General features: G+C 43.3%; 23 protein-coding genes. 10 read left to right on the top strand and 13 right to left on the bottom strand.

Annotation, left to right across the window (positions count from 1 at the left end; all coding sequences use genetic code 11):
- Positions 1–593 precede the first annotated feature (593 nt).
- The 3 genes from tyrS to A6J60_RS08530 all read left to right on the top strand — a co-directional run bounded on the left by tyrS (position 594) and on the right by A6J60_RS08530 (position 2,793).
- Positions 594–1,814, top strand: coding sequence for a tyrosine--tRNA ligase (gene tyrS / locus A6J60_RS08520; protein ID WP_096065611.1), 1,221 nt, complete (start codon positions 594–596; stop codon positions 1,812–1,814).
- 135 nt (positions 1,815–1,949) lie between these two features.
- On the top strand, positions 1,950–2,567 hold the full coding sequence (locus A6J60_RS08525; protein ID WP_096065612.1) for a GNAT family N-acetyltransferase: 618 nt from the start codon (positions 1,950–1,952) through the stop codon (positions 2,565–2,567).
- Entirely contained in the window at positions 2,557–2,793 is a 237-nt protein-coding gene (locus tag A6J60_RS08530; protein WP_096065613.1) for a DUF1653 domain-containing protein, read from the top strand. Before A6J60_RS08525 ends, A6J60_RS08530 begins: the two co-directional genes overlap by 11 nt.
- Positions 2,794–2,909: 116 nt before the next feature.
- Here the strand turns inward: A6J60_RS08530 and A6J60_RS08535 are convergent, their stop codons facing one another.
- The 3 genes from A6J60_RS08535 to A6J60_RS08545 all read right to left on the bottom strand — a co-directional run bounded on the left by A6J60_RS08535 (position 2,910) and on the right by A6J60_RS08545 (position 5,887).
- A complete protein-coding gene (locus tag A6J60_RS08535; RefSeq protein WP_096065614.1) occupies positions 2,910–4,139 on the bottom strand; it encodes a low temperature requirement protein A in 1,230 nt (409 codons plus the stop codon).
- A gap of 312 nt (positions 4,140–4,451) precedes the next feature.
- Positions 4,452–5,036 carry a YceI family protein gene (locus tag A6J60_RS08540; RefSeq protein WP_096065615.1) on the bottom strand — a complete coding sequence of 195 codons (585 nt, stop codon included), beginning with the start codon at positions 5,034–5,036 and terminating at the stop codon, positions 4,452–4,454.
- A 398-nt stretch (positions 5,037–5,434) separates the two neighbouring features.
- On the bottom strand, positions 5,435–5,887 hold the full coding sequence (locus A6J60_RS08545) for a DUF962 domain-containing protein (RefSeq protein WP_193778043.1): 453 nt from the start codon (positions 5,885–5,887) through the stop codon (positions 5,435–5,437).
- 454 nt (positions 5,888–6,341) lie between these two features.
- Between A6J60_RS08545 and htpX the strand changes: the two genes are divergently transcribed.
- Positions 6,342–7,253: a protease HtpX gene (gene htpX, locus A6J60_RS08550; protein WP_096065617.1), complete on the top strand. Its 912-nt coding sequence runs from the start codon at positions 6,342–6,344 to the stop codon at positions 7,251–7,253.
- Positions 7,254–7,357: 104 nt separating this feature from the next.
- Here the strand turns inward: htpX and pnuC are convergent, their stop codons facing one another.
- Both pnuC and nadR read right to left on the bottom strand, forming a co-directional pair.
- Positions 7,358–8,101 (bottom strand): nicotinamide riboside transporter PnuC, encoded by a 744-nt coding sequence (gene pnuC / locus A6J60_RS08555; protein ID WP_096065618.1) that lies wholly within the window; start codon positions 8,099–8,101, stop codon positions 7,358–7,360.
- A gap of 9 nt (positions 8,102–8,110) precedes the next feature.
- Complete coding sequence (gene nadR, locus A6J60_RS08560; protein ID WP_264755596.1) at positions 8,111–9,169, bottom strand: multifunctional transcriptional regulator/nicotinamide-nucleotide adenylyltransferase/ribosylnicotinamide kinase NadR; 1,059 nt, start codon at positions 9,167–9,169, stop codon at positions 8,111–8,113.
- A gap of 584 nt (positions 9,170–9,753) precedes the next feature.
- On the opposite strand from nadR, the gene A6J60_RS08565 reads away from it, so the two are divergent.
- From A6J60_RS08565 to epmA, 6 genes are all read left to right on the top strand, one after another.
- On the top strand, positions 9,754–9,969 hold the full coding sequence (locus A6J60_RS08565; protein WP_096065620.1) for a PspC domain-containing protein: 216 nt from the start codon (positions 9,754–9,756) through the stop codon (positions 9,967–9,969).
- 460 nt (positions 9,970–10,429) lie between these two features.
- Positions 10,430–11,419: a glycine--tRNA ligase subunit alpha gene (gene glyQ / locus A6J60_RS08570; RefSeq protein ID WP_096065621.1), complete on the top strand. Its 990-nt coding sequence runs from the start codon at positions 10,430–10,432 to the stop codon at positions 11,417–11,419.
- A gap of 99 nt (positions 11,420–11,518) precedes the next feature.
- Positions 11,519–13,612 carry a glycine--tRNA ligase subunit beta gene (gene glyS, locus A6J60_RS08575; protein ID WP_096065622.1) on the top strand — a complete coding sequence of 698 codons (2,094 nt, stop codon included), beginning with the start codon at positions 11,519–11,521 and terminating at the stop codon, positions 13,610–13,612.
- A gap of 357 nt (positions 13,613–13,969) precedes the next feature.
- On the top strand, positions 13,970–15,235 hold the full coding sequence (locus tag A6J60_RS08580) for an AI-2E family transporter (protein WP_096065623.1): 1,266 nt from the start codon (positions 13,970–13,972) through the stop codon (positions 15,233–15,235).
- 49 nt (positions 15,236–15,284) lie between these two features.
- Entirely contained in the window at positions 15,285–16,424 is a 1,140-nt protein-coding gene (locus tag A6J60_RS08585; protein ID WP_193778044.1) for a 4-phosphoerythronate dehydrogenase, read from the top strand.
- A 99-nt stretch (positions 16,425–16,523) separates the two neighbouring features.
- A complete protein-coding gene (gene epmA / locus A6J60_RS08590) occupies positions 16,524–17,525 on the top strand; it encodes an EF-P lysine aminoacylase EpmA (RefSeq protein WP_096065625.1) in 1,002 nt (333 codons plus the stop codon).
- Positions 17,526–17,585: 60 nt separating this feature from the next.
- Here the strand turns inward: epmA and A6J60_RS08595 are convergent, their stop codons facing one another.
- The 8 genes from A6J60_RS08595 to A6J60_RS08630 all read right to left on the bottom strand — a co-directional run bounded on the left by A6J60_RS08595 (position 17,586) and on the right by A6J60_RS08630 (position 23,401).
- Positions 17,586–17,780 (bottom strand): dsDNA-mimic protein, encoded by a 195-nt coding sequence (locus tag A6J60_RS08595; RefSeq protein WP_096065626.1) that lies wholly within the window; start codon positions 17,778–17,780, stop codon positions 17,586–17,588.
- Between the two features lie 99 nt (positions 17,781–17,879).
- Entirely contained in the window at positions 17,880–18,569 is a 690-nt protein-coding gene (locus A6J60_RS08600; RefSeq protein ID WP_096065627.1) for a sigma-70 family RNA polymerase sigma factor, read from the bottom strand.
- A gap of 138 nt (positions 18,570–18,707) precedes the next feature.
- A complete protein-coding gene (locus tag A6J60_RS08605; RefSeq protein ID WP_096065628.1) occupies positions 18,708–19,370 on the bottom strand; it encodes a DoxX family protein in 663 nt (220 codons plus the stop codon).
- Positions 19,367–20,320, bottom strand: coding sequence for a DUF2063 domain-containing protein (locus A6J60_RS08610; RefSeq protein WP_193778045.1), 954 nt, complete (start codon positions 20,318–20,320; stop codon positions 19,367–19,369). Before A6J60_RS08610 ends, A6J60_RS08605 begins: the two co-directional genes overlap by 4 nt.
- A complete protein-coding gene (locus A6J60_RS08615; RefSeq protein WP_264755574.1) occupies positions 20,307–21,269 on the bottom strand; it encodes a DUF692 domain-containing protein in 963 nt (320 codons plus the stop codon). The genes A6J60_RS08610 and A6J60_RS08615 overlap by 14 nt, the downstream gene beginning before the upstream one ends.
- Positions 21,270–21,307: 38 nt before the next feature.
- Positions 21,308–21,598 (bottom strand): hypothetical protein, encoded by a 291-nt coding sequence (locus tag A6J60_RS08620; RefSeq protein ID WP_096065630.1) that lies wholly within the window; start codon positions 21,596–21,598, stop codon positions 21,308–21,310.
- Between the two features lie 471 nt (positions 21,599–22,069).
- Positions 22,070–22,714: an NAD(P)-dependent oxidoreductase gene (locus A6J60_RS08625; protein ID WP_096065631.1), complete on the bottom strand. Its 645-nt coding sequence runs from the start codon at positions 22,712–22,714 to the stop codon at positions 22,070–22,072.
- Between the two features lie 237 nt (positions 22,715–22,951).
- Positions 22,952–23,401 carry a YaiI/YqxD family protein gene (locus A6J60_RS08630; protein ID WP_096066533.1) on the bottom strand — a complete coding sequence of 150 codons (450 nt, stop codon included), beginning with the start codon at positions 23,399–23,401 and terminating at the stop codon, positions 22,952–22,954.
- Between the last annotated feature and the right edge of the window lie 39 nt (positions 23,402–23,440).

Genomic DNA, 23,440 nt, shown 5'->3' on the forward strand with positions numbered 1-23,440 from the left:
ATCAGTATCGGCTTACTCGATCACCATTCATTAGACTGGCAATGAGACAGCGGTTCTTTTATTTAAATGACAGATACTTTTAGATTAAAGACGATATTATCATGGTTGATGCACTTAGATTGACAGCAGGCGCTGGCTAGAGACAAATGATGGACAATTAAACCTGTTTTGTTGTTATTTTTATGTGGTCAATAAATAATAACGTAAAAAAAGCAAAAAACTAATTGTTATATACAAATATTCTCAATGGCTTGATCATTTGTAATACAAAGCTGTGTGTCTTTTGTATGAGATATGAGTGTAAAACTGATATAAATCGTGATAGCGTTATAAAATAAGACACAATGTCGGCCAGAACATAGCTTTTTATTGTATTCTTGATTAAAATCTTGCTAATCAGTTTTAATGATAGATGATTGTATGGTGCCAAGTCACCGTCTTAACTTTAAGTTAAGTCATTAATCAGTAACCAACAGACTGATTAAGCCAATTATAATAACGTCAATCCAAGCCCGAAGTTATCCAAATCTAAAAGACGTTCGATTTGACCTTATATAAGTCAATACTAACCACACTAATCCAAAGAGGTAATCATGACCCAGTCAGCAGATAAATTAAGTATCGAAGAACAGCTAGCCATTATTAAACGCGGCACCTTTGAGATTTATTCTGAAGAAGATTTAATTGCTAAATTAAAACTGGGTCGTCCGCTAAAAATCAAAGCCGGCTTCGATCCTACTGCACCAGATTTGCACTTAGGACACACGGTACTGATTAATAAGCTGAAGCACTTCCAAGATTTAGGGCATGAGATTTACTTCTTGATTGGCGACTATACCGCCAAAATCGGTGACCCATCGGGCAAAAACGCTACACGTCCACCGCTAACCGACGAGCAAGTGTTGGCAAACGCCAAGACATACGCTGAACAGGTTTTCAAAATCTTAGACAAAGACAAAACCAAAGTGGTGTTTAATTCTGAGTGGTTTAACAAAATGAGCGCAGGAGACATGATTCAGTTGGCAAGCCAGCTAACCGTATCGCGTATGCTTGAGCGTGACGACTTCGCCAAGCGTTATGCGTCACAAACGCCAATCGCTATCCACGAGTTCTTATATCCACTGGTTCAAGGCTACGATTCAATCGCGCTAGAAGCTGACGTTGAGATGGGCGGTACTGACCAAACCTTCAACCTATTAATGGGTCGCACCCTGCAAGGTCGCTACGGTCATGAAGCGCAGGTGTGCATCACTGTGCCAATCCTAGAAGGCCTAGACGGCGTCAATAAGATGTCAAAATCACTAGGCAACTATGTCGGTATCGAAGACGCACCAGGCACCATGTACCAAAAACTACTGTCGATGCCAGATGAATTAATCCATCGCTATTTTGAATTCTTAAGCTTCAAACCAATGGATGAAGTCAACGCATTAATGGCTGAGATGGAAAACGGTCGTAACCCGCAAGAAATCAAACGAATTCTAGCCGAAGAGCTCATCGAGCGTTTCCATGGTGCAGAAGCCGCTGCTAACGCGCACAAATCTGCAGGTAACGTATTAGCAGACGGCGAGCTGCCAGTTGATTTACCGGAAGTGACGCTTGAGTTGCCAGAAGGGCAGGACGCACTGTTCATCACTCAAATCTTAAACCAAGCAGATTTAGCCAAAAACAACGCTGCTGCCAAAGACATGCTAAAACGCAACACCGTCAAAGTAGATGGCGAAGAAGTCAACGCAGGCTTTAGCTTAACCTCTGGCCAGACTGTTGTGATTCAAGCCGGTAAAAAAGGCTTTGCAAGAGTGACGATTGCATAATGAATGCATAATGAATTAGTGCCTAATTAATAGGTGCTAATTTACAAAGAGTAGGAGGCTTAGCCGCGCTTGCTGACAGTATGTCCTTATGATGAGGACTGCTTAAACTGAACATTATTAACAGGTTATTGTCCTATGAATAAAAGCATTGCTGTGCCTCCTGTACTGACCTATCAAGGCTCTGCCCCTGGTCCGTTTCAGGATATCTTGCTTGAACCGTTGACCCAAGCGCACGCCGCTGATTTAGCCAAAGCTTGTCAAGATGGCGAGTTGTGGCTACCGGTTATTACCACTGTGCCAAGTCCCGATATGGTCGAAAGCTATATCGATCATGCCAATAGTATGGCCGATAGAGTGGCGTTTGCCGTGATTGATACCGATAGCAAAAAGGCAATTGGTACGACCAGCTTGTACGCCATCAGACCAGAAGTGAAACGGTTAAATATTGGTTACACTTGGTATGCCAAATCGTATTGGCGCACCCACGTAAACACCGTCTGCAAGATGATGTTGCTGCGTTATGCTTTTGAGACGCTGGGCTACTTAACTGTAGGCTGGCGCACTGACGTGGGCAATCTAAATTCACAGCGCGCTATTGAACGTTTGGGTGCCAAAAAAGACGGTATCGTTCGTGGTGATCGAGTCCGACAGGATGGGGTAATTTCAGACTCTGTGGTGTATAGCATGACCGCAGAAGAGTGGAAACAAGCCAAATTAAAACTAGAGGATAAGTTGCAACACTATGTTGGATAATAAAAACCAAGTCCCTCAAGGCATCTACCGCCATTACAAAGGCAATCTATACCAAGTGCTGCATACCGCGCATCATTCTGAAACCGAAGAAGCACTGGTCGTTTATCGCTGTTTGTATGGTGAATATGGCGTCTGGGTGCGTCCGCTTGAGATGTTTACCGAGACTATCGAGCTTGATGGCAAGCAAATGCCCCGCTTTGAGCTGATTAAAGCATTGGCTGACTAATAGCTAGGCTTGATTAGACCTATACCCATCACCTTAACAGCCATTTATCACGTATTAAGCCAACAGCTCAGTTTCAAGGGCTGTGGGGGCTAATCGCTAAGTTAGGAGAAGCGAAGCTACTGCGGTTTCTCAAACTGAGGATGGTCTGCATACCACTGATTGTGATCCTTAGCAAAAATAATAATCATCACTACCGGCGCTAACACGCTCATCCAAATCGCGTAAGTCAGTGGCAGCTGTAAGGTCACAGCGACAAAGCTTAGGGCGATAATAATCAGTGCCAATCCAAAGGCGAGTAAATTCGACTTAGAATGCTTGCACATCACAGTACGTAGCAAAGTTAAAGTTAGCAAAAACGCAGCCAGCTGCGGCATAATGGTTGCTATCACATACGTCTCTGATATCTGATCAGAACCAGGATGAGAGCTTAATACAGCACTGGTATCCATCACCAGCTTCAGCGCACTACTGAGCCCTGCAATAGAGGCAAATACGAAAAAGTGGCCGTAGCCAAATACGAATAGATCACGGCGGTGTCTATGCACGCTCAACATGTGGTCAAAAGGGATACTAAAGTATAGCCACCACATCGAAAATAGCAGAGCGACCAATCCAGAAGCGGACACAATAATCGAGCCTGCGTTATAAGTGGGGTCGATAACAAAAGAGTGGATAATACTGCTGATACCCACCACGCCCTCACCCAAAACGATAATGGTTAGCAGACCGTAGCGCTCAGCAATATGGCCTGGGTGCCAGTTATGGAACTTCTCTGAGCGTGCCCATAACGGCATAAACAGCTCTAAGAATATAAATAAAAACAACGAAGGCGTTTGCAGCGACTTTGGTAAAAATAGCCAAATGATCCACATGCTTTGTAGCGTGAACAAGCCAACAATACTACGCAGCGCGACTTGTCGATGGTCGGGTATGTTTCGATAGACGCGCCACCATTGGCTACAACTGGCCAAGCGCATGATGGCATAGCCGGTGACTCCAATCCACATCAATCCTTGGTCATAAAACTGATTGATATTGGCAGCAATCATTAACGAGCCAAACATCTGTAGCATCACAGAAATACGATAGACCACATCGTCAGGATCATAGCCTGACGCAAACCAAGTAAAACTGGTCCATGCATTCCATAAGATAAAAAAGGCAACCGTAAAGGTTAGAAAACCACTTAAGTCGTGCACTCTAAGTTGTTGATAAAAGCCACTGGCAGCAGCGGATACTGCAATCACATATACCAAGTCGAATAACAGCTCTAACGTGGTCGAAACCCGGTTGGGTTCTTGAGTGTCGCGTGCAACGATAGGCTTAATAAGTGCAGACTTTGCCATCAGCAGTACTCCAGTATTGAGCAAAAAGTGACCGGTAACGTTTGGATTGAGTGGTGTTTATGATAAAGCTTAAAGCATCGTATTTATAGAGGCTGCGTCAATACAGCGCAGTGAATACAAAAGGTGAGTATAAGTATAAGCGTTGGTATACTGATATGCTGATACGCAAGAAGGCGCTACCTTATCAGTAGCGCCTTCTTTTCATACTAAAGGCCATCGCCATCGCCATCAGCGACAGCTTAAGCACAGTGTTCGGCTAGATATTAATGTTATTAGCCGATTGTGCTTAATATAGTATCGCTAATCGCTAAATTAGTCTTTTGGGGTTGCTTCGATTTGTACAACAATTTTAACGTCTTTCATCATGCCGTTGTCAGCAAAAGTATTGATACCCCATTTGGTTCTGTCGATTGTGGTTTCAAAGTCGCCACCGCAAGAACGTTTTTTCAAGATAGGGTTGTCATAACAGTTAAACTTAGTAGCAGTCAAAGTCACTGGATGTGTTTGACCTACTAGGGTTAGGTTACCTTTTACTTCTTTTACTTTTTCGCCGTCAAAAACCCAGTCAGTTGATTGGAAATAAGCGCTTGGGTACTTTTCAACGTTGAAGAAGTCAGCAGATCTTAAGTGCTTAGTAAATGGTTTGAAACCTGTTTCTAGGCTGCCCATAGGGATGGTGATACCAGCAAAGCCTTTTTGTTCTTCTGGAGCATACTCAAGGACACCAGAGATGCCATAGAATCCGCCAGAGTTAGTGGTTGTGCCAAAGTGGTCAACATAAAAGCGAACGTTTGCATGATCAGAATCGATTTCATAAGTAGCAGCGTTAGCAGCGAAGCCAAAAGTGCCAAGACCAGCAAGTACAGCTAGGGTTACTGTGTTCTTTAATAATTTCACAATGAGATCTCCTAAAAAAAGCCTATATAGTTAGGCTGACAACGAAAAGAGCAGGTTATATATCATCAAAGCTCTATAACATTAACGTTGAAAAAATAAACGGCATCTATATCCTACCGCCGTTAAATGTTAAGGCCAGCTTACAGATAATAGCGTATTTGATAATATTCTAACAAAAAAATAGTCAAATTTGGGTATGAAAAGCGCAACAATCCAACTTTTTGGTTGTTGTTCGGTTAACAAAAGCGATTATTAGCATTGACTGGTACTTAAATCGATACTTGTGATTATTGGTGTTTGTTATTACCAATACTTTAAGTCGAGATTTACCAATAATCGCTTTTTATTTTAAGATCCGTTTTATTTTTAAGATCTATGGGGTGTTTTCTATGGGATGTTTATTGATAGGCAGGTTTGATTTTACGACCCATCAAGGTATTGGCTACCCAAGCTGGACCAATTAATAAAAACTGTAGGTCTTTAAAGAAAGACGGCTTTTTGCCTTCAATTTTGTGACCGACAAATTGTCCAATCCAGGCAATGACGAAGATGGCGGCCCATGCTTTAAAGCCCAGTGGTAAGGCACTGATGGCGGCCATGCTGATTAGCATAAAGATACCCATCGCAATAAATAAAGGCGTCGATAGGCGCAAGTAGAAGATAGCGACAAGCATAGTGGCCACGATGGTTACCCATGCGGCCATCGACATGCCCATGCCTAAGATGCTGACAAAGATGGTCGGCACACATAGCCAGTGAATTTTTTTGTTAATTGGGTTTTGGTGACTAACCGCATACTCTGACAGCCATTGGTCTAAGCTGCGTTTGTTGGAGCGTTTACGTGAGGCCATTCTAATATCCTTATTAGGTTGGGTTGTGAATATTGTTTTTTATCATGATTGATTCAGTGTAACCCATCAGCAGACGAATACAACTAACCATCTCTTTTTGTATGCTATGTTGTTTTATATGCCGTGTTTTCTATAACATCATTGGCATTCACATTGATTGGCTTCGATTCGCTTTGACTGATTGTCATCGAATAGGGCAATGAGCGGTAAAGCGTTATCCCTTGTTGTGACGGGTTATTAGGATTCTATTATTGCAGTAAGCGTCATTAATGTAAATATCGTCGTCACTGGCTACGTTTTGGATTGATTATTTGTCATAATAGCCCCATTTAAGCATACTATGACATAAATCAGCCACAATAAATCATTGGCTTATAACGCTGACCTAAGTCGGCTATATTCAGTTCGATTCATTGTTTGGTCTGACACTTAAGATATAAAGGAAATTTTGCGTATGATGCGTATTGGCCTATTTTTATTAACGAACCTGGCGGTGCTGATTGTGTTCAGTATCGTTTTTGGTATTTTATCTAGATTTTTCGGTCTAGGTGCTGTCCATGGCGCCGGCGGGTTGAATATTGCCAGCTTAGCAGTAATGTGTGGTGTGTACGGGATGCTTGGCTCTATCGTCTCTTTGTTTTTGTCAAAGTGGATGGCAAAGCGTTCAACTGGTACGGTCGTTATTGATCAGCCAAAAAGCACTATGGAAAAATGGCTGGTTGAAACCGTTGCTAAGCAAGCAAAAGCGGTCAATATCGACATGCCAGAAGTGGGTATCTTTGACAACTCACAGCCGAATGCCTTTGCTACTGGTTGGAACAAAAACAAAGCGCTGGTCGCGGTTTCATCGGGTCTATTACATAGCATGACCCCTGATGAAGTCGAAGCGGTATTGGCGCATGAGATTGGTCATGTTGCTAATGGCGATATGGTGACCCTAGCCTTGATTCAAGGCGTGGTGAACGCGTTTGTGATGTTCTTTGCTCGTATCATCGGTAGCTTTGTCGATAGAGTGGTGTTCAAGAATGAAGACGGTCCTGGTATCGGTTATTTCGTCACCAGTATTGCGATGGACATCTTGCTGGGCTTCTTAGCGTCAGCGATTGTGATGTGGTTCTCGCGTCAACGTGAGTTCCGTGCCGATGCGATGGGTGCTAAGCTGGCAGGCCGCGATAAGATGATTGGTGCATTAAATGCGCTACGTCCAGCTGAAGCTCGTCCTGATCAAATGCCTGAGAACATGCAAGCGTTTGCGATTGCTTCTGGTCAAGCACAAGGCTTTAGTATTGCCAACTTATTCCGCTCACATCCGACTTTAGATGATCGTATTGATGCGTTAAAAAAGTACAGTCCTAGCAAGTCTTAATTGTCAGTAACTCACATCAGTAACTCACAATAATTAAGTGCTTGATACAAAATAAAAAATACCGCGATTAAAGTCGCGGTATTTTTTTGTTTCAGTCAAGGAATCTAGGCTGTCGTTTCTATCCGAGCGTTGCGTTGCCATTCATACAGACCAATAAATGAGTTAATCTGATACACCATGGTTTGAATCGCAAAGATGTAGTTGCCTGTCATTAAGTTGACAATCAGCCACACAAAGTTCACCACAATCCAAATCCACCAGTTGAACGAATAACGCAAAATCATTGTGGCCTGTGCAGTGATAGATAGCACAAAAGCGAATACGTTAATCCAGTAAAAATCAATCATTCCCAAGAACTGACTGCCGTCATCTTGCACCACAGCATAGCCTTTTTCAGCCAGCCACTCATTGACGATAGGGAACAGCATCAACCCAACACTGATGAATATCAAGGTGATGATCCAAACCCACTTTGTGGCTGATTTGGGTATCATATTGCCGTCTGGGTCTTTGTTTTTTGACCAATAAAATAGGCCATAAACGTGGGTAAAGAAGTTAAATAGTGGGGCCATCATTAGACCGACAGCGCCGGAGGTTGCTTGTACCACAACCTCACCGGCAGTGGCCGCCATGCCGAGACCATTACCCATCACGTTTTTGCGGAAGGACAACGACACCACACAGACTAAGCCCACGATGGATACAGCGAGGTAAAACCAGTCTAACTGAGTGTGCTCGGTGGTGAGCCAAAAGCCTGAACTTAATGCAATCACACCAAATAAAAACCAAGCAATAATCCACTGCATGGCCCATTTTCCAGTTAAGTTATCTAACAACTTAATGCGCATAAAAATTCCTTATTTTGCGAAAATATGGGTATCAATATAGTCAATCGCTTGTTGATAGCGCTGGAAGTAATCAGGGCTGCTGATACGATGGGTTGTAATGTTATGACGATGGAAAATTTCGCTTAAGCGGTCCTCAAAGCGATCGCGCGCGTCCTCTGAGCCTAATGAGCGCATACCATCGGCAACCCAAGGGGTGTTGTTGGCCAAGAATAACGTATGATCAAAACGGAACTCATCAATACAGGCCGCTACAAAAGGATGGGTGCGACCTTCGTATTCTTCACAAAAGGCTTGAGTAGTCACAAAGTCGGTATCAACAATGGTGACCGGTGACTTGGCCTGATACATGGCTTCACGCACCGCTTGAGCATGATCCAAGGCGATAGGCGCGTAGTCACTATACTGCAGCCCTTCTTCTGTCCCGCCCAAATGAGTGTCTACATACAGTCGACCCATCTCTAACGCCAAATCGGTGCCATAGTAGTTCGCAATTTTGTGCGCAAGGACTGTTTTACCCGAGCTTTCACCGCCGACAATAGCAACGGTACGCGTATAGTCACCGCGGGCTTCAGGATGAATGATGTCCCAATTGGCAATGGGGTTGTAATGAATAGAAATACTATCGAATTCAGGATGTAGCGGGGTCGTCGCAACATCAATATTGAGCGCAGAAGTGACCGCTTCTTTCGACAGTGGGTGACCTTCTGTGACCAATAAAGTGGCATCTCCGGTAATCTCAAAGGTGTTTTGGATGTAGTCTATTTTGGCATTATAGCCGTCGATATTGATGGTGATGTCTTCAATGCTGTCATGCACAGGGAATGAAAAATCATCGCAAATATGGATTTTTATAAAAGGCATATCGCGACACGCCATCTGTAACCAACGTGCTTTATCTTGCAAAGTCACTGGAAATTTAGGGTTTGGATTCGGGTGACGGGTGATAACGATATGTAAAATGTCGACCAGCGAAGAGGCGTGCAAGATACTGCGAATATGACCCAAATGCAAAGGTTCAAAATGCCCAATAATTAGCCCAGGTTTTTGCATAATATAATCCTTATTAATATCAAAATAGCGGGTATCGATAAGCGAATAGAGTGAGATTATGTATGAATTGAAATCAATGAAAAGTATTTTTAAAACAATAGGTTATAAAATGTTAGTAAACTGCAGTTGTGCTAGATTTGCGCAATACTTATTAGTCATAATGTTACAAAGTTGGTGTAAACTCCCAACAGCATTTTTGTTAAATATCGCTATAATAATAACTGTTCCAAATAAAACGTTCATTCACTGCGATTAACTCTGCTATATCCATAAAAAACATCAATAAAAAAGCCAATAAATATAACAACATTAGCAGTGATAAAAATAATCATAAATTAGCCGCTAATTTAATAACAATAATAAATAGCTGCTAAACAGCAAACAGTACAGCAGTGAACAAAAATAACGATAATGAACGATAAACACAACGGCAAAAAATAATAAGAATTCTAGGTCATTAGTATCAGCAACATCAAGATTCACATTAAGCAACAATCAGATGTGATGACAAAGCGCTGTTTAATGAATAGGTATAGTATAAGCAATAATTGCAATAAAAGCTGTCAATACGAAGCGAAGCAATCATCAAGGAGGTACTAGATATGGCTAAGTTAACAAAACTACATCGGTCTCGCAATCACCGCATGATTGCTGGTGTGATGGGCGGAGTGGCTGAATATTTTGGTTGGTCACCGAACCTGACCCGTATTTTATTCGTCATTATTTCGTCAGCTAGCGCTGCGGTTCCAGGTATTTTGATTTACCTTATTCTATGGCTAATCATGCCAAAAGCGACTGCCGCATCTTATGCTGCATAAATAGCTGATAAATAAGTGCGCATAAATAGGCCAACGCTGCAGAGCTCAGTGCGTTACTTTAGTTCAGCATTAGGGCTCAGTGGTAGAGTGCAGTATTGGTTCATTAATATAATGACACATTATCGACTGTATAAGACTTATAAAAAAACATATAATAATAAAAAGTAAATATTGACATCTGTTTGTGGTGATAATTAGCAGCTGATCACTATCAAACCGCTTTCCTCCTGCCTAGATGGGTTACCATCTAGGTATTTTTTTGTCTATATTTGCATCAATTGAGCTAACTATATAGATAAAATAACGTTTTTTTAGTATGGTGAGCGTATTATTGTGAATCATACAAAAAATGGCATTACCTCACTATTTATCTCTGTTTATTGCGCTTTTTTTATTTTATTATTTATAGTTTCATTGATATTTTTATTAACCTTATTTATCTCAAAAACATGGCGATATTATGACTTTTCAAGAACTGATTTTGACATTGCAAACTTATTGGGCAGAAAAAGGCTGTGTGGTGTTACAACCTTACGATATGGAAGTCGGTGCAGGAACGTTCCATACCGCGACTTTTTTACGTTCATTAGGGCCTGAAATTTGGAACGCCGCTTATGTGCAGCCATCACGTCGTCCTACTGATGGCCGTTATGGTGATAACCCCAACCGTTTGCAGCATTATTATCAGTTCCAAGTGGTCATGAAGCCAAACCCGCCTAATATTCAAGAGTTGTATCTGGGTTCACTTGAAGCTATTGGTATCGATACCTTGACCCATGACGTGCGTTTCGTCGAAGACAACTGGGAGTCGCCAACCCTAGGTGCTTGGGGTCTGGGCTGGGAAGTATGGCTAAACGGTATGGAAGTGACTCAGTTTACTTACTTCCAGCAAGTGGGCGGCCTAGAATGCTTCCCAGTCACCGGTGAGATTACTTATGGTCTTGAGCGTCTGGCCATGTATATTCAAGGTGTCGATAGTGTTTATGACTTAGTTTGGACCGATGGCGAATTTGGTAAAGTAACGTATGGTGATGTATTCCATCAAAACGAAGTGGAGCAATCAACCTACAACTTTGAGCATGCTGACGTGCCTAAGATGTTTGATTTATTTGACTTTTATGAGCAGCAAGCGGACAAACTAGTGGCAGCTGACTTGCCATTGCCAGCCTATGAGATGGTGTTAAAAGCCTCGCATACCTTTAACTTACTCGATGCGCGTGGTGCGATTTCGGTCACTGAGCGTCAACGCTTTATTCTAAGAGTGCGTACTTTAGCGCGCAAAGTGGCACAAGGTTATGTGCAGGCACGTGCTAAGCTTGGTTTCCCATTGGCCGATGAGGCGCACAAAGAGGCGGCCTTGAAGAAGTATTTGCCGAAAGAAGAGTCGTCGACAGACGAGGCAAACGCTAAGCCAGAGAACAAGTCTAAGCAAAAATCAAAAGACAAGTAATGCAAAATGAGCATGTGACCAAGTAAACGTCACTGCCTGACATATAGCGACTGTCTTACCTATAAAAATATATAACCTCTTATAAAAGCAGAGACCCTCATGAGTACAATTTTATTTGAACTAGGTAGTGAAGAGCTACCGCCAAAGAGCCTAAAGCCATTACGTGACTCACTGCAAGCCAGTGTTGAAAGCCAATTAAAAGACGCGAATATCAGCTATAACAGCTTAAAAGCCTTTGCTGCACCGCGTCGCCTTGCTATTCAAATTGAAGGTATCAGCGAAAAGCAGCCAGACCGTATCGAACAAAAGCGTGGTCCTGCGGTCAAAGCGGCCTATGATGCAGACGGCAATCCAACCCGTGCTGCACAAGGTTTTGCCAAGGGTCTAGGTATCGATCCTAGTGAGCTGATTACCATTGAAACCGACAAAGGTGATTATATCGGCTATGAGCTAACCGTACATGGTCAGGCGACCACTGAGCTGCTGCCTAATATCTTCCAAACCGCCTTGGATAACTTGCCAATCGCCAAGCGTATGCGTTCAGGTGCGAGCCGTGAAGAGTTCGTACGCCCCGTAAAATGGTTGGTATTGATGCAAGATGATCAAGTGATTGATGCCACAGTGCAAGGCCTACAGGCGGGTAACCAAACCTTGGGTCATCGCTATCATTCACCTGAAGCGCAAAATATTGCTCATGCCAAAGACTATGAAACCGTGCTTGAGAATGCCAAAGTCATTGCTGATTTTGATCGTCGCCAACAGTTAATTACCGATCGTGTTAAAGCCTTGGCCGATGAAGTCAACGCTGAAGCCATTGTGCCGCAAGACTTGTTAGATGAAGTGACTGCCCTGGTTGATTTGCCAGTGGCGCTGCGAGCGACATTTGAAGAGCGCTTTTTGCAAGTGCCACAAGAAGCTTTAATTAGCACCATGCAAGCGGATCAAAAATATTTCTGCTTAACCGATAAAGACGGCAAATTGCAGCCATACTTTATCTTTATTAGTAATATCGAATCAAAAGACCCAAGCCAAGTAGTCACTGGTAACGAGAAAGTGGTACGTCCACGTTTGGCCGATGCTGAGTTCTTCTTCTTACAAGATCAAAAGCAGCCGTTGATTGAAATGGCAGAAAGCTTAAAGAATCGAGTATTCCAAGATAAGCTGGGTACGATTTGGGAGAAGTCTGAACGTATCGCTAAGTTGGCAGGCTTTATTGCTGCGTTATTTAAAGAAGAAAATATCGCCGGTTACGCTGACATTGATGTTGAGCAGACCACACGTGCAGCGATATTGGCCAAAGCCGACTTGACCAGTACCTTAGTGGGTGAATTCCCAGAACTGCAAGGGGTTGCCGGTACCTATTATGCGCGCTTAAATGGTGAGCCTGAAGCGATTGCCGCTGCGATAGAAGAGCAGTATTTACCGAAGTTCAGTGGTGATGCATTACCAAAAACAGCAGTCGGTATTTGCCTAGCACTGGCAGATCGTATTGACACTCTGGTTGGTATTTTTGGTATCGACCAAGCCCCAACTGGCTCAAAAGATCCGTTTAGCTTGCGCCGTTCAGCCATTGGCGTGCTGCGTATCTTAATTGAAAAGCAGTTGCCGATTAATCTGGTCAGCTTGATTGAACAAGCGATTGTTAATTATCAAGGCAAACTGCCTCATGCTGGCGAGACCTTAACCCAAGTTATCGACTTTATTAATTCACGTTATCGTGCGATGTATACTGAGCAGGGCGTGAGCGTTGATACCATTCAAGCGGTATTGGCCATTAATCCACACATGCCACTTGATTTCGATCAGCGCATTCATGCGGTCAGTGAGTTCCGCAGCTTACCGCAAGCGGCGACCTTGGCTGAGATTAACAAACGTGTGGCCAATATTTTAGCCAAATCAGAAGGCGAAGCGTCTGAGTCAGTCGATGAGTCATTGCTAACAGAAGAGGCTGAGAAGACCTTGTATCAAGCATTGAGCACAGCCAAAACAGAAGTGGCGCCATTGCAAGCTGCTGCAAATTATACTCAAATCTTACAATCACTTGCTACGCTTGAAGCACCGTTAACTGGCTTCTTTGATCACGTCATGGTTAATAGTGATGATCCGGCATTAAAAGCCAATCGTCTGACCTTATTAAAGCAGGTGCGTGAGCTGTTCTTGACTGTCGCCGATGTGGGTGAATTACAGATCTAAAGTAGTTTAAGCAATAAAAGCGCATAGAGCACATTTATCGTGTTCTTGCTTTTGCTAGTTCTTACTTTTGCTAGTTCTTACTAAAGAAACTGATGCTAAACAAGCTGACGTAAAGAAATTGATGTTATAGAGCAGGGCGTGATCATAGGGTCAGGTCCTGTTTTTTTAGGCTCAATTTTATCCTAGCAGTAATATTGTAAGTAAAAGTTACAAGTTAACATTATTCATTTTGATTGGCTTATCGCATAATAGAATATCAGTATTAAGTAAGCCGTTATAATAAGTTATAACCTTTATCAAACGGACTGATTTTAATTTCATTGTTTAATTGAACCATTTATTTAGGTATACGCTGTCATGATTGAGAACTGGACACGAGAGCTGGTTACACAGCGTGTGTTGACCGCGACTTTGTTGGTTATTTTATCGATTCTGTGCTTTAAAGTAGTACAGTTTTTTATCGTGCCTGCCATTTGGGCCGCTATTTTGGCCTATGTTACGTTCCCGGTATATCGTTTTTTCCATCAAAAGGTGATGCTGAGCTCAAATCTGAGTGCCGGCATTATGACCATTTGTATCTCGCTGATTCTAGGCGTGCCAGTGGTATTGGGATTGTTTGTGTTGCAGCAAGAAGCGGTCAACTTATACAGCACCTTGTTACATCGCATCAAGGTCGGTTATGTCGATTTGCCTGAAGAGATTAAAGATCTACCTGTGATTGGTCAGCAAATTAAAGACATGTTATGGGAAATTAACAAAGATCCTGAAGCATCGCTGAGTGCCTTTAGAGCCTGGTTGCAGTCGCACCTGTATTACGGCAAGTTAGCGCTGGATGTCGCATTAAGTACCATGGCTAAGCTGGGTATGGCGTTGATGACCATCTTCTTTTTCTACCGTGATGGTATCAGCTTGATGAAGCAGATTCGCCAAGCGCTGCGTAATATCATTGGCAACCGTATTGATGACTACATTGACTCGGTGGGATCAACCACGCAAGCCGTGGTTTATGGCATTGGCTTAACGGCTGTTGCGCAAGCAGTATTAGCCGGTGTTGGCTATTACTTTGCTGGGGCGCCGAACCCTATTTTGCTAACGCTGATGACCTTTGTGGTCGCCTTAATTCCGTTTGGTACGCCATTTGCTTGGATGGGCGTTGCGCTATGGCTATTCACGCAGGGTATGGCAGCAGAGGCGATTGGTTTGACGCTTTGGGGTATGTTGGTTATTAGCTGGGTAGATAACCTAATTCGTCCGATTGTTATCTCAGGCGCGACTAAAATTCCATTTATCATTATCTTTATCGGGGTGTTAGGCGGCTTAACTGCCTTTGGTTTCGTGGGTCTATTTATTGGTCCTGTGGTATTAGCAATTGGCTTGGCCGTATGGCGTGAGTGGATTAATCAACATCGAAATATTATTTTTGCACCTTGTTATACTCAGTTAGATGAGCACGAGTGGAAGCCTGCCGATAGACCCATGTCACTAGAGATTTCACCCAACGTGGTGACCTTTAGTAAGTATCCGTTTGCTGATGCGCCAATCGAAGGTATTACTCCTGAGCCACTAGGCTCTGATGGGTCACATAAAAAAGATCATAACCATTCAGACCTACACCATGACTAAGCATCATAAAGACAACTAAAACAATAAATTAATAAAATAAAGGATAAATTTGTCCATGTTCACTATCGTTGCTGACAGTAATATCGCCCATTTACATGATTATTTTAATGAGAAAAATCTTAAGCAACCGGTCAATGTCATCACTATGGCAGGACGCGATATCACGGCAGACGTGTTACAGCAGCATCAGCCGGATACGCTGCTGATTCGCTCGGTCACTCAGATAACGCCACAGCTATTAGATAGCAATAGCAGCGTTAAATTTATTGGCTCAGCGACCATCGGTACCGACCATGTTAATGAAGGTTATGTCAGCCTAAGAGGCATGCGCTTTGTGAATGCGGCGGGCTGTAGCAAACATTCAGTGGCGCAATATGTAATGACTGCTATTTTGCAATTGCGTCCTGAGTATTGGTCAGATGATGCCAATAAATCAGACAAGCCGGTTAAGTTAGGCATCATTGGTCTGGGTAATATCGGCACCACATTGGCACGCTATGCACTTGATTTGGGCTGGGAAGTGTTGGGTTATGATCCGTTTCAATCAAGAAACGTGATTAATAATGCCAGCTTTGATGAGGTGATTAGTAACAGTGATGTCATCAGTTTACACGTGCCGTTGACCCTGCCAGGCTATAGTGAGCTGCCGACTCAGCATATGATTAACAGTGCTGTTTTGGAAAAGATGCCGGCAGATACCATGCTCATTAATACCTCACGAGGTGCTGTGGTCAATGAAGCAGACTTGCTGGCTAATTTGGATAAAAACTCTGAGCGTCAGGTTGTACTTGATGTATTCGAACATGAGCCAACCGTCAGTGCTGAGCTAATAGATAAACTGGCCATTGCCACACCGCATATTGCCGGTTATACAGTCGAAGGCAAATTACGTGGTACGCAAATGATCTTTGATAGTTTCGCCCGCTCTTACGGCCCTAAGGGTGCGGATGTGCTAGACATTGAACCGATGGCGCTGATGGATGACTTGTTACCTGATAATCCGTATCAATGGCAGCAGCTAAAAGAGAATCCACAACAGCTGACTGAGTTTTATGATATCAAAGGTGATGATAAGCTGCTAAGAGACAGTGTCGATAGCAGTGAGCAAGCCGTACCTGCCAAGGCGTTTGATGCGCTTCGCAAAAACTATGCCCTGCGCCGTGAGTGGTTGTTCAATACCAGACAATAATGTAGGGACTATAATAGATAGTCGATAACTAAATCATACCTAACCAACAAAGCCCAAATCTTGTTTGGGCTTTGTTGACTAACAAACCATTGAGACATTATGACCAACGATTTATCTTCACATTTGTTGACTGAGCACATTGATTATCACCCAACCATGAGCTTACCGATGGCGCAAAAGCGGGCGCAAATGCTGGCAACGATACGCCAGTTTTTCGCAGAGCGTGAGGTGCTAGAAGTGCAAACGCCGATGATGTCTCAGGCGGGTAACACCGATATATTTGTGCCGTCTATATCGACTAATGTAACCGTGCAAGATAAGCCGCAGACTCATTATTTGCATACCTCGCCTGAGTTTGCGATGAAGCGGATGCTCGCAAGCTGGCAGGTCGCCATGTATCAAATCTGTCCGGTATTTAGGGACAACGAAGTGGGCGGTCGTCATAACAGTGAATTTACGATGCTTGAATGGTATCGCCCAGACTTTACGCTTGAGATGCTTGCAGACGAGCTGGCCAACTTGCTCAGTGTGGTCTATGGCACACCTCAAAACCTAACTCATTATAGCTACAGCCAAGCGTTTGGCGACTATGTCGGCATTCATCCTTTAACCGCCAGTCTGGAGTCTATCATTGAGGTTGCCACGCAGCATGGCTTTGGGCGTTTAGGATTGGGTGATGACCGTCAGGGCTGGCTAGATGTGCTGTTTAGCCATTTGGTAGAACCAAAACTCGGCTTTGATGCACCGACTTTGATTACCAATTATCCGCCGGCAACAGCCGCACTGGCTAAGGTTGAAAAAGACGATGACGGTAACGAGGTTGCCAAGCGCTTTGAGCTGTATATTAACGGGATTGAGATTGCCAATGCCTATGATGAGCTAGCGGACGGTCAGGCATTAAAAGCACGGTTTGAGGCCGATAATGAGGAGCGTGCGCGCCGCGGATTACCGATTATGCCCATTGATGAGCATCTCGTCGCCGCTTGTGATGATCTGCCAGAGTGTAGTGGCATTGCGTTGGGTGTTGATAGGCTATTAATGGTGCTAACTGGTGTGGATAGCATTGATGATGTTATTGGCTTTGGGGTTGGTCGGGCTTAGTTTAGCTTCAAATTATAAGAACAAGACAGACGTAATTTTAGAATAAATGGTGACTGGCACTCATTTAGTTGTCGGGCTATCTTCCTGCGCTTTCATCTCTTTCATCATCGCACTCAGCGCCTTGCTGTTTTTGTAATAAGCACGGCAACCAGAGCACATCATAATATGGGTGTGTAGGTTTAGTTTTTCAGCAGTACGTAGGTCGCGTTCGTGTGCGTCGCTGGCAAGCTGAGTAATTTGAAGGCAGTTTTTCATTATAAGTCTCTAAGTGTTTGATTTAATTTTTTCTATTTTAAATAGTTGGTTGGTAATGGGACAAAGCTATTGTCTAAGCTTGTCTAACGAACTGTGCAATTAGGTTTGAAACCAACGAATGGTTAAACAGGTCTGCAGCCCAAGTCTTGCGCGATGCATTAATACATAATAAGCACTGCTACTAATTTGCATGTTGTCGCAGATTTCCATCGTCGATAAATCAACATATTCCCGCATCAAAAAAGCCCGCGCTTGATCACTGGGTAAATTCACCAAACACGCTTCTAATATTTGCCAAAACCCCTCTGACTGTACCTGAGTTTCAGGATCGCACCAGCTGCTATCAAACTGACTGGGGCGAGAGTCTTTATGCCAAAAGCCAGCATCATCGAATAGGGTGTTAATAAGCGCATCTTCCGCACCGTCTTCACCGTTATGCATATTTGAAATTAAGCTGTATTTGCTGTTTTTGCGTAAACTATCGACAATTTTATTTTTTAAAATAGCGAACACCCAGCTTTTAAACGCTGACTCGCCTTTAAATTGATGGCTGTGCTGCAGTGCGGCCATGAGTGCATCTTGCACCACATCTTCAGCGAGGTGATAGTCATCGAGCTGTAGGCGAGCAAAGGCTAGCATTTGTATGCGGACAGCATCGACAAACTGCGGCGTTACTTGGCCAAAGTCTGAGTGATTGGTGTCTGAGTCGTCGATGTTGTTGGTATCAGTATCGTTAGAGTTAGTATCAGCATCAGAGTCGGAAAAAGGGTGTTCATTAGCGAAGGTCATGAGTGGGGTCTTGTATTATAAAATGTTCAATGAAAGGCAGTGCTTAAAGGTGCATGAATAAAGGTGAGTAGGTGAATAAATAGCTACTTCAAATTGGATGGTGACTCTGAGAGCAGCTAATTAGGGTGGGCGGGCAGACTAACGATATTTAGCAGGATGCGCAGAAGGGTTTAAATAGTAGTCTAAACTAACATAACGGCCGGCACCATACAATAAAGTGACCAATAACATGACAGTATAAGTTGCCGCAAACTCGATGCCATTATTTAAGATGACGAAGTTACCGGTTTCAGTCAGCCAGTCATAATTGCCTTGGGTTTGCAGAATTTCACGCGCTTTTTCTAGACGTGCTCCGGCTTCTTGAGAGTTGGCCAAACTGGCATCACTGCCCCAAAATCCAAATAGATTCATCAGACTAGACAGGCTCGTTTCTGGGTTGGTCGGAGTGATGGCGTACCAACCGTTTTTGGCATGTACGCTCACCATAGCAACAATCATGGTAACGATGAGTGAGAGCGACACAAAGCGTGTGCCAATGCCAAACAGCAATGCAATACCGCCAACAAACTCCGCCAAAATAACCAACACTGCCATCAGAGCCGGTAGCGGTAATCCAAGCCCCCAGTCGCTATTGCCAAACCATTCAACGATGCCGTCAAAGCCTGTGATTTTGGTCCAACCAGCGCTGATAAAAATAGGCGCAAGATATAGACGAACGGCAAGCGGCGCAATAAAATCGAGCGACTGAAGCTTATGAATGGTTTTATTATAGGGTGTTAATGCTGTCGATAATGCGCTCATGAGGGTGCCTTAAGGTGTTCAATAATTTTATTTTGAGTTGATTCTGATGTCGTTATTAACACCTGTTGCTCGGTTAATTGCTGCAGTAGTGGCAAGCCAAAGTCGACAATCACTTGCGTGTCTGCATAACCCAGATGATGTGCAAAACTTTCTAGTAGCTGATTCGATTGGTTAGGCAAGACAGGATCATGTTGATCGATAAAGTCGAGCAAAGCATGGGTTACCGCATTAATTTGCATAAACTGCACTTCCTCGCAAGCTCGATAAATCAGAAAAAAGCTGTCCTGTTCTGACACTGAGTGATTGTCTGCATTAATCTCATGCACTGGCCACTGATAGTGCAGATTTTGCAACGTAGGATTTAGCGTGAGTTGGTCAGGTTCAGTAGATATTGCTTTAAAATCAGGATAAGTATCAACCAACAGCTCCATCCATTCATAATGTGCTAATTCAGCAAAGTAGGGCGGTAGGCTTAAAGCGCTAAGTGTCTTTGGTAACGATAAGTAATCGACAAAGCTTTGATTAATCTCAGTGAAATAAGGGCTGTGACACGGATGATTTAAAAAGAATTGCTCGCTGACCTGTTGCCAATGGCTGTCGCTAATTAGCGTCTGACAGACCGGAAAACACTTATCAATAAAGCTGCGAATATTATTAAACACCAAAGACTGATACAGCTGAGTGACACGCGTGCTGTTAGCTGTAGTAGCCGAGGTAAACTCTGAGCCTATCTCGCTATCAGCTGTTACTTTAGTTTCAGTCGCTAGTGCCGTTGTTGATGTTAATACATTAGTTAACTGCTGATGACGCAAAAACTGACCAAAGCTGTGCTGAAATGTTGAAAGAGAGTCAGGAGCGTTGGAGGCATTAGTGGCAACAACAGGCATCGACTGAGTAAACTTATCCAGCGTATTAGTCGTCGTATTACTTGTTGGTTTAAGCGCAGACATTAGCATCTCCAATGAGAGATGGGCTGTGCTTGCCAAGTTGTAACTGTTTAATTTGCTCAACCTCATCAATCAAATCTGATAAGTCAGGAAAATTAAAATCACGCTCAAGACAAGTCGGCAAATGGCTAGCAGGTCTGCCTGTTTTCTGCTCAATCAATTGATAAGCATCCGCCAGCAGTGCCCAAACAGGGTCAATTACCGTATTGCCGTGTGTATCAATAATTAATCCATCATCATCGGTATAATGCCCAGCGACATGCAGGTAGCACGTGCGCTCTAGCGGTAATTGACGCAAATACTGATGCGCATCAAAGCCAAAGTTTTGGCTATTGACGTAGATGTTGTTCACATCTAAATGTAGCAAACAGTCGGCCTCGGTAGCGACAGCGGTGATAAATTCAGCATCACTCATATCGCTACCGGATGGCACAAAATAGTAAGAGGCGTTTTCAAAGCCGATTTGGCGACCCAAGATATCTTGAGCACGCTTAATACGATCGGCGACCCAGTGCACCGCCTCAGACGTGCAAGGGATAGGTAATAAATCGTACAGATGACCCGATACATCGCTGCACCAAGACAAGTGCTCAGTGTACAGCTCGATATTATGGGTCGTCATAAAGTCTTTGACGTTGTGTAATAAATCAACGTCTAATTCGGCTGTGCTACCAATCGATAACGACAAACCGTGACAAATAAAAGGATGACGCTCAGTAAATTTGCGCAGCTGCCGAGCGTAATGACCGCCCATTTGACCGTTGGTATTTAGCCAGTTTTCTGGCGACACCTCAAAAAAATCAACGGCATCAAGCGCAGTATTGTCGTCGTTTAATGCTGACAACAGCTCTCGACGCAGTCCTAATCCTGCACCGCCTAAGCTTGACGCACTGGTAAAGGCATCGTTTGCTTGACGGGCTGTATTAGGCATTGATTGATTCATTAGTGACATAACGGTCCTTGTGGGTGTAAGTAAGCGAGTGCTTTAGATTATTGACCGCACTTGGCTTCGCCGCACTTAGCTTCTGCTGTTTTGGTTTTTTTCTTAATGGTTGCGCCGCACTTGGCATCACCACATTTGTTGTCGGCTTTTTTAGTGGTTTGTTTTTTGGTAGCGTCTGCACCACATTTCGCGTCGCCACATTTAGCATCTGCAGCTTTGGTCATGCTGTGCGCGCTTTTCATAGGCTTGGCTTCAAAAGGGCTTTGAGCGTTGGCACATGCGCCTAATGTTAATAGTGAGCCTAAGGCTAAACTTGTCATAACGGTTGTCTTTTTCATAATCATTTCCATATTAAGTGAGGTAGTCCATAACCTGTAAAACAGTGACTGTGTAAACCGCATATGAGATATTTTTAAGTACCATCAGAGTGTGGGCGACAAGGTTGCTATTTTGCATATGCCAGAACATAAAAGGGTGTGGTAAACATTAGCAGCTCAGGGAAGGATTTAATCTTACAAAACCAAGCTGTTACTAATTAGACGCTGTGAGTGCCCGTTTTCTTACAATTATTTTGAAATTAATTTGAATTGATTGATGTTTTATTGAAACTGCCTGTATAACCTTTTGATTAATAAAAGAATTATTAAAATAAATAATGAGCGATTTATTTTAAAATCATTTGTATGACACACAAAAAAGCAGCCAGATAATGAATATCTGACTGCTTGTAATAAAATAATGTCTAACGTGCTATCTGATTAATCTAAAACTATTCAGTTGAAATAAGATTTAAGATTAAGCGATAACCACTATTTATTCACAGTCGCTACTGCGTCATCAATCTTAGTATCGCCATTTTGGATACTAAATACTTTCTTAATCGTATTATTTGCGGTCAATACAGATGCTAGCGTTGCTGCCACATCCTTAATCGCATTCTCGCCTGCTGAATCGTTATTAATAGCGATTTTACCCGTTGGCTCACGCTCTTTTAGCGCACCGGCTTGCACGATAGTGTAATCAAGTCTGCTGTTATGAATCAGCCATTGGTCGGCATAGTGCTTGGCAATGTAATAGTCTTTCAGCTGATCAATACCTGGCAATGTCCACTTAGTGGTGTCTAACGAGAAGACCGCGCTTAACATGATATAGCGTGATAACCCCTTAAGCTGAGCCGCTTGCATGGTTTTGACCGCACCATGCAGGTCAATGCCTAACACGTCTTTACCGCCAGAGCCTGCCGTGAAATATACCGCATCATAGTTGCCCGCGACCTGTCTGGCTACGGCTTCTTTATCAGCGGTCAAATCCAATGCTAAATGGGTGTAATTTGGGTTATCAAACAGAGGTTTGTTGTCACGCGAAGTGCCAGTTACAGTGTGGTTTTTATCTAAGAGCTGTTGCACTAATTCTGAACCAACACGGCCGCTTGCGCCAATCACTAAAATATTCATCGTATGCTTACTCCTATTCTTTTTGTTCTATATGAGTTTATGGTCTGGGTTTACAGCCAATAATTTATATAAATACCTTATCAAAAATAGGAGGTCAGTCGGGTGATAGGTTGTAGGGGTTAGATAGAGATTGGTTGCAGAATGTATAGGCTTTGCAAGAGATGAGGGTATAGAGGGTTGGAATTGGATGAGAGTGTATTGGATAAGAGTGTGACTGTAGAAAATAAACCGGCACGATTAACGCACCAGTTTATTCAGTCCATCAGCAAACTGCTTTTTGTCTTTATCCGAATACGGCTTTTGACCGCCCATTTGGGTTAAATCAAGCACGCCTGTTGAGCGCATGGTATCCATAAAGTCACGGGCGTTGAGCTTTTGCTTGATATTATTCTTGTCATAAATAATGCCGTGCGGGGTCATTACTTGCCCGCCATTATCTAGCACGTCATTGGCCAGTGGAATATCACTGGTAATCACCAAATCACCGGGCGCAACATTATCAGCAATATAATCATCGGCCACATCAAACCCTGAGCCCACAACCTTCATCGTAATCAGCGGAGATTTACGTACTTTAATCGGCTGATTGGCCACAAAGATAGCAGGCGTATTGGTGCGGATAACCGTCTTAGTGATTAAGTCTTTGACCACTAATGGACAGGCATCGGCATCAATCCAGATGGTCATGCCTGTCTTGTTTTTAGGTGCTGAGCTGTTGTCGGTTGA

The sequence above is a fragment of the Psychrobacter sp. FDAARGOS_221 genome (assembly GCF_002313155.2).
In the GTDB taxonomy this organism is placed as follows: domain Bacteria; phylum Pseudomonadota; class Gammaproteobacteria; order Pseudomonadales; family Moraxellaceae; genus Psychrobacter.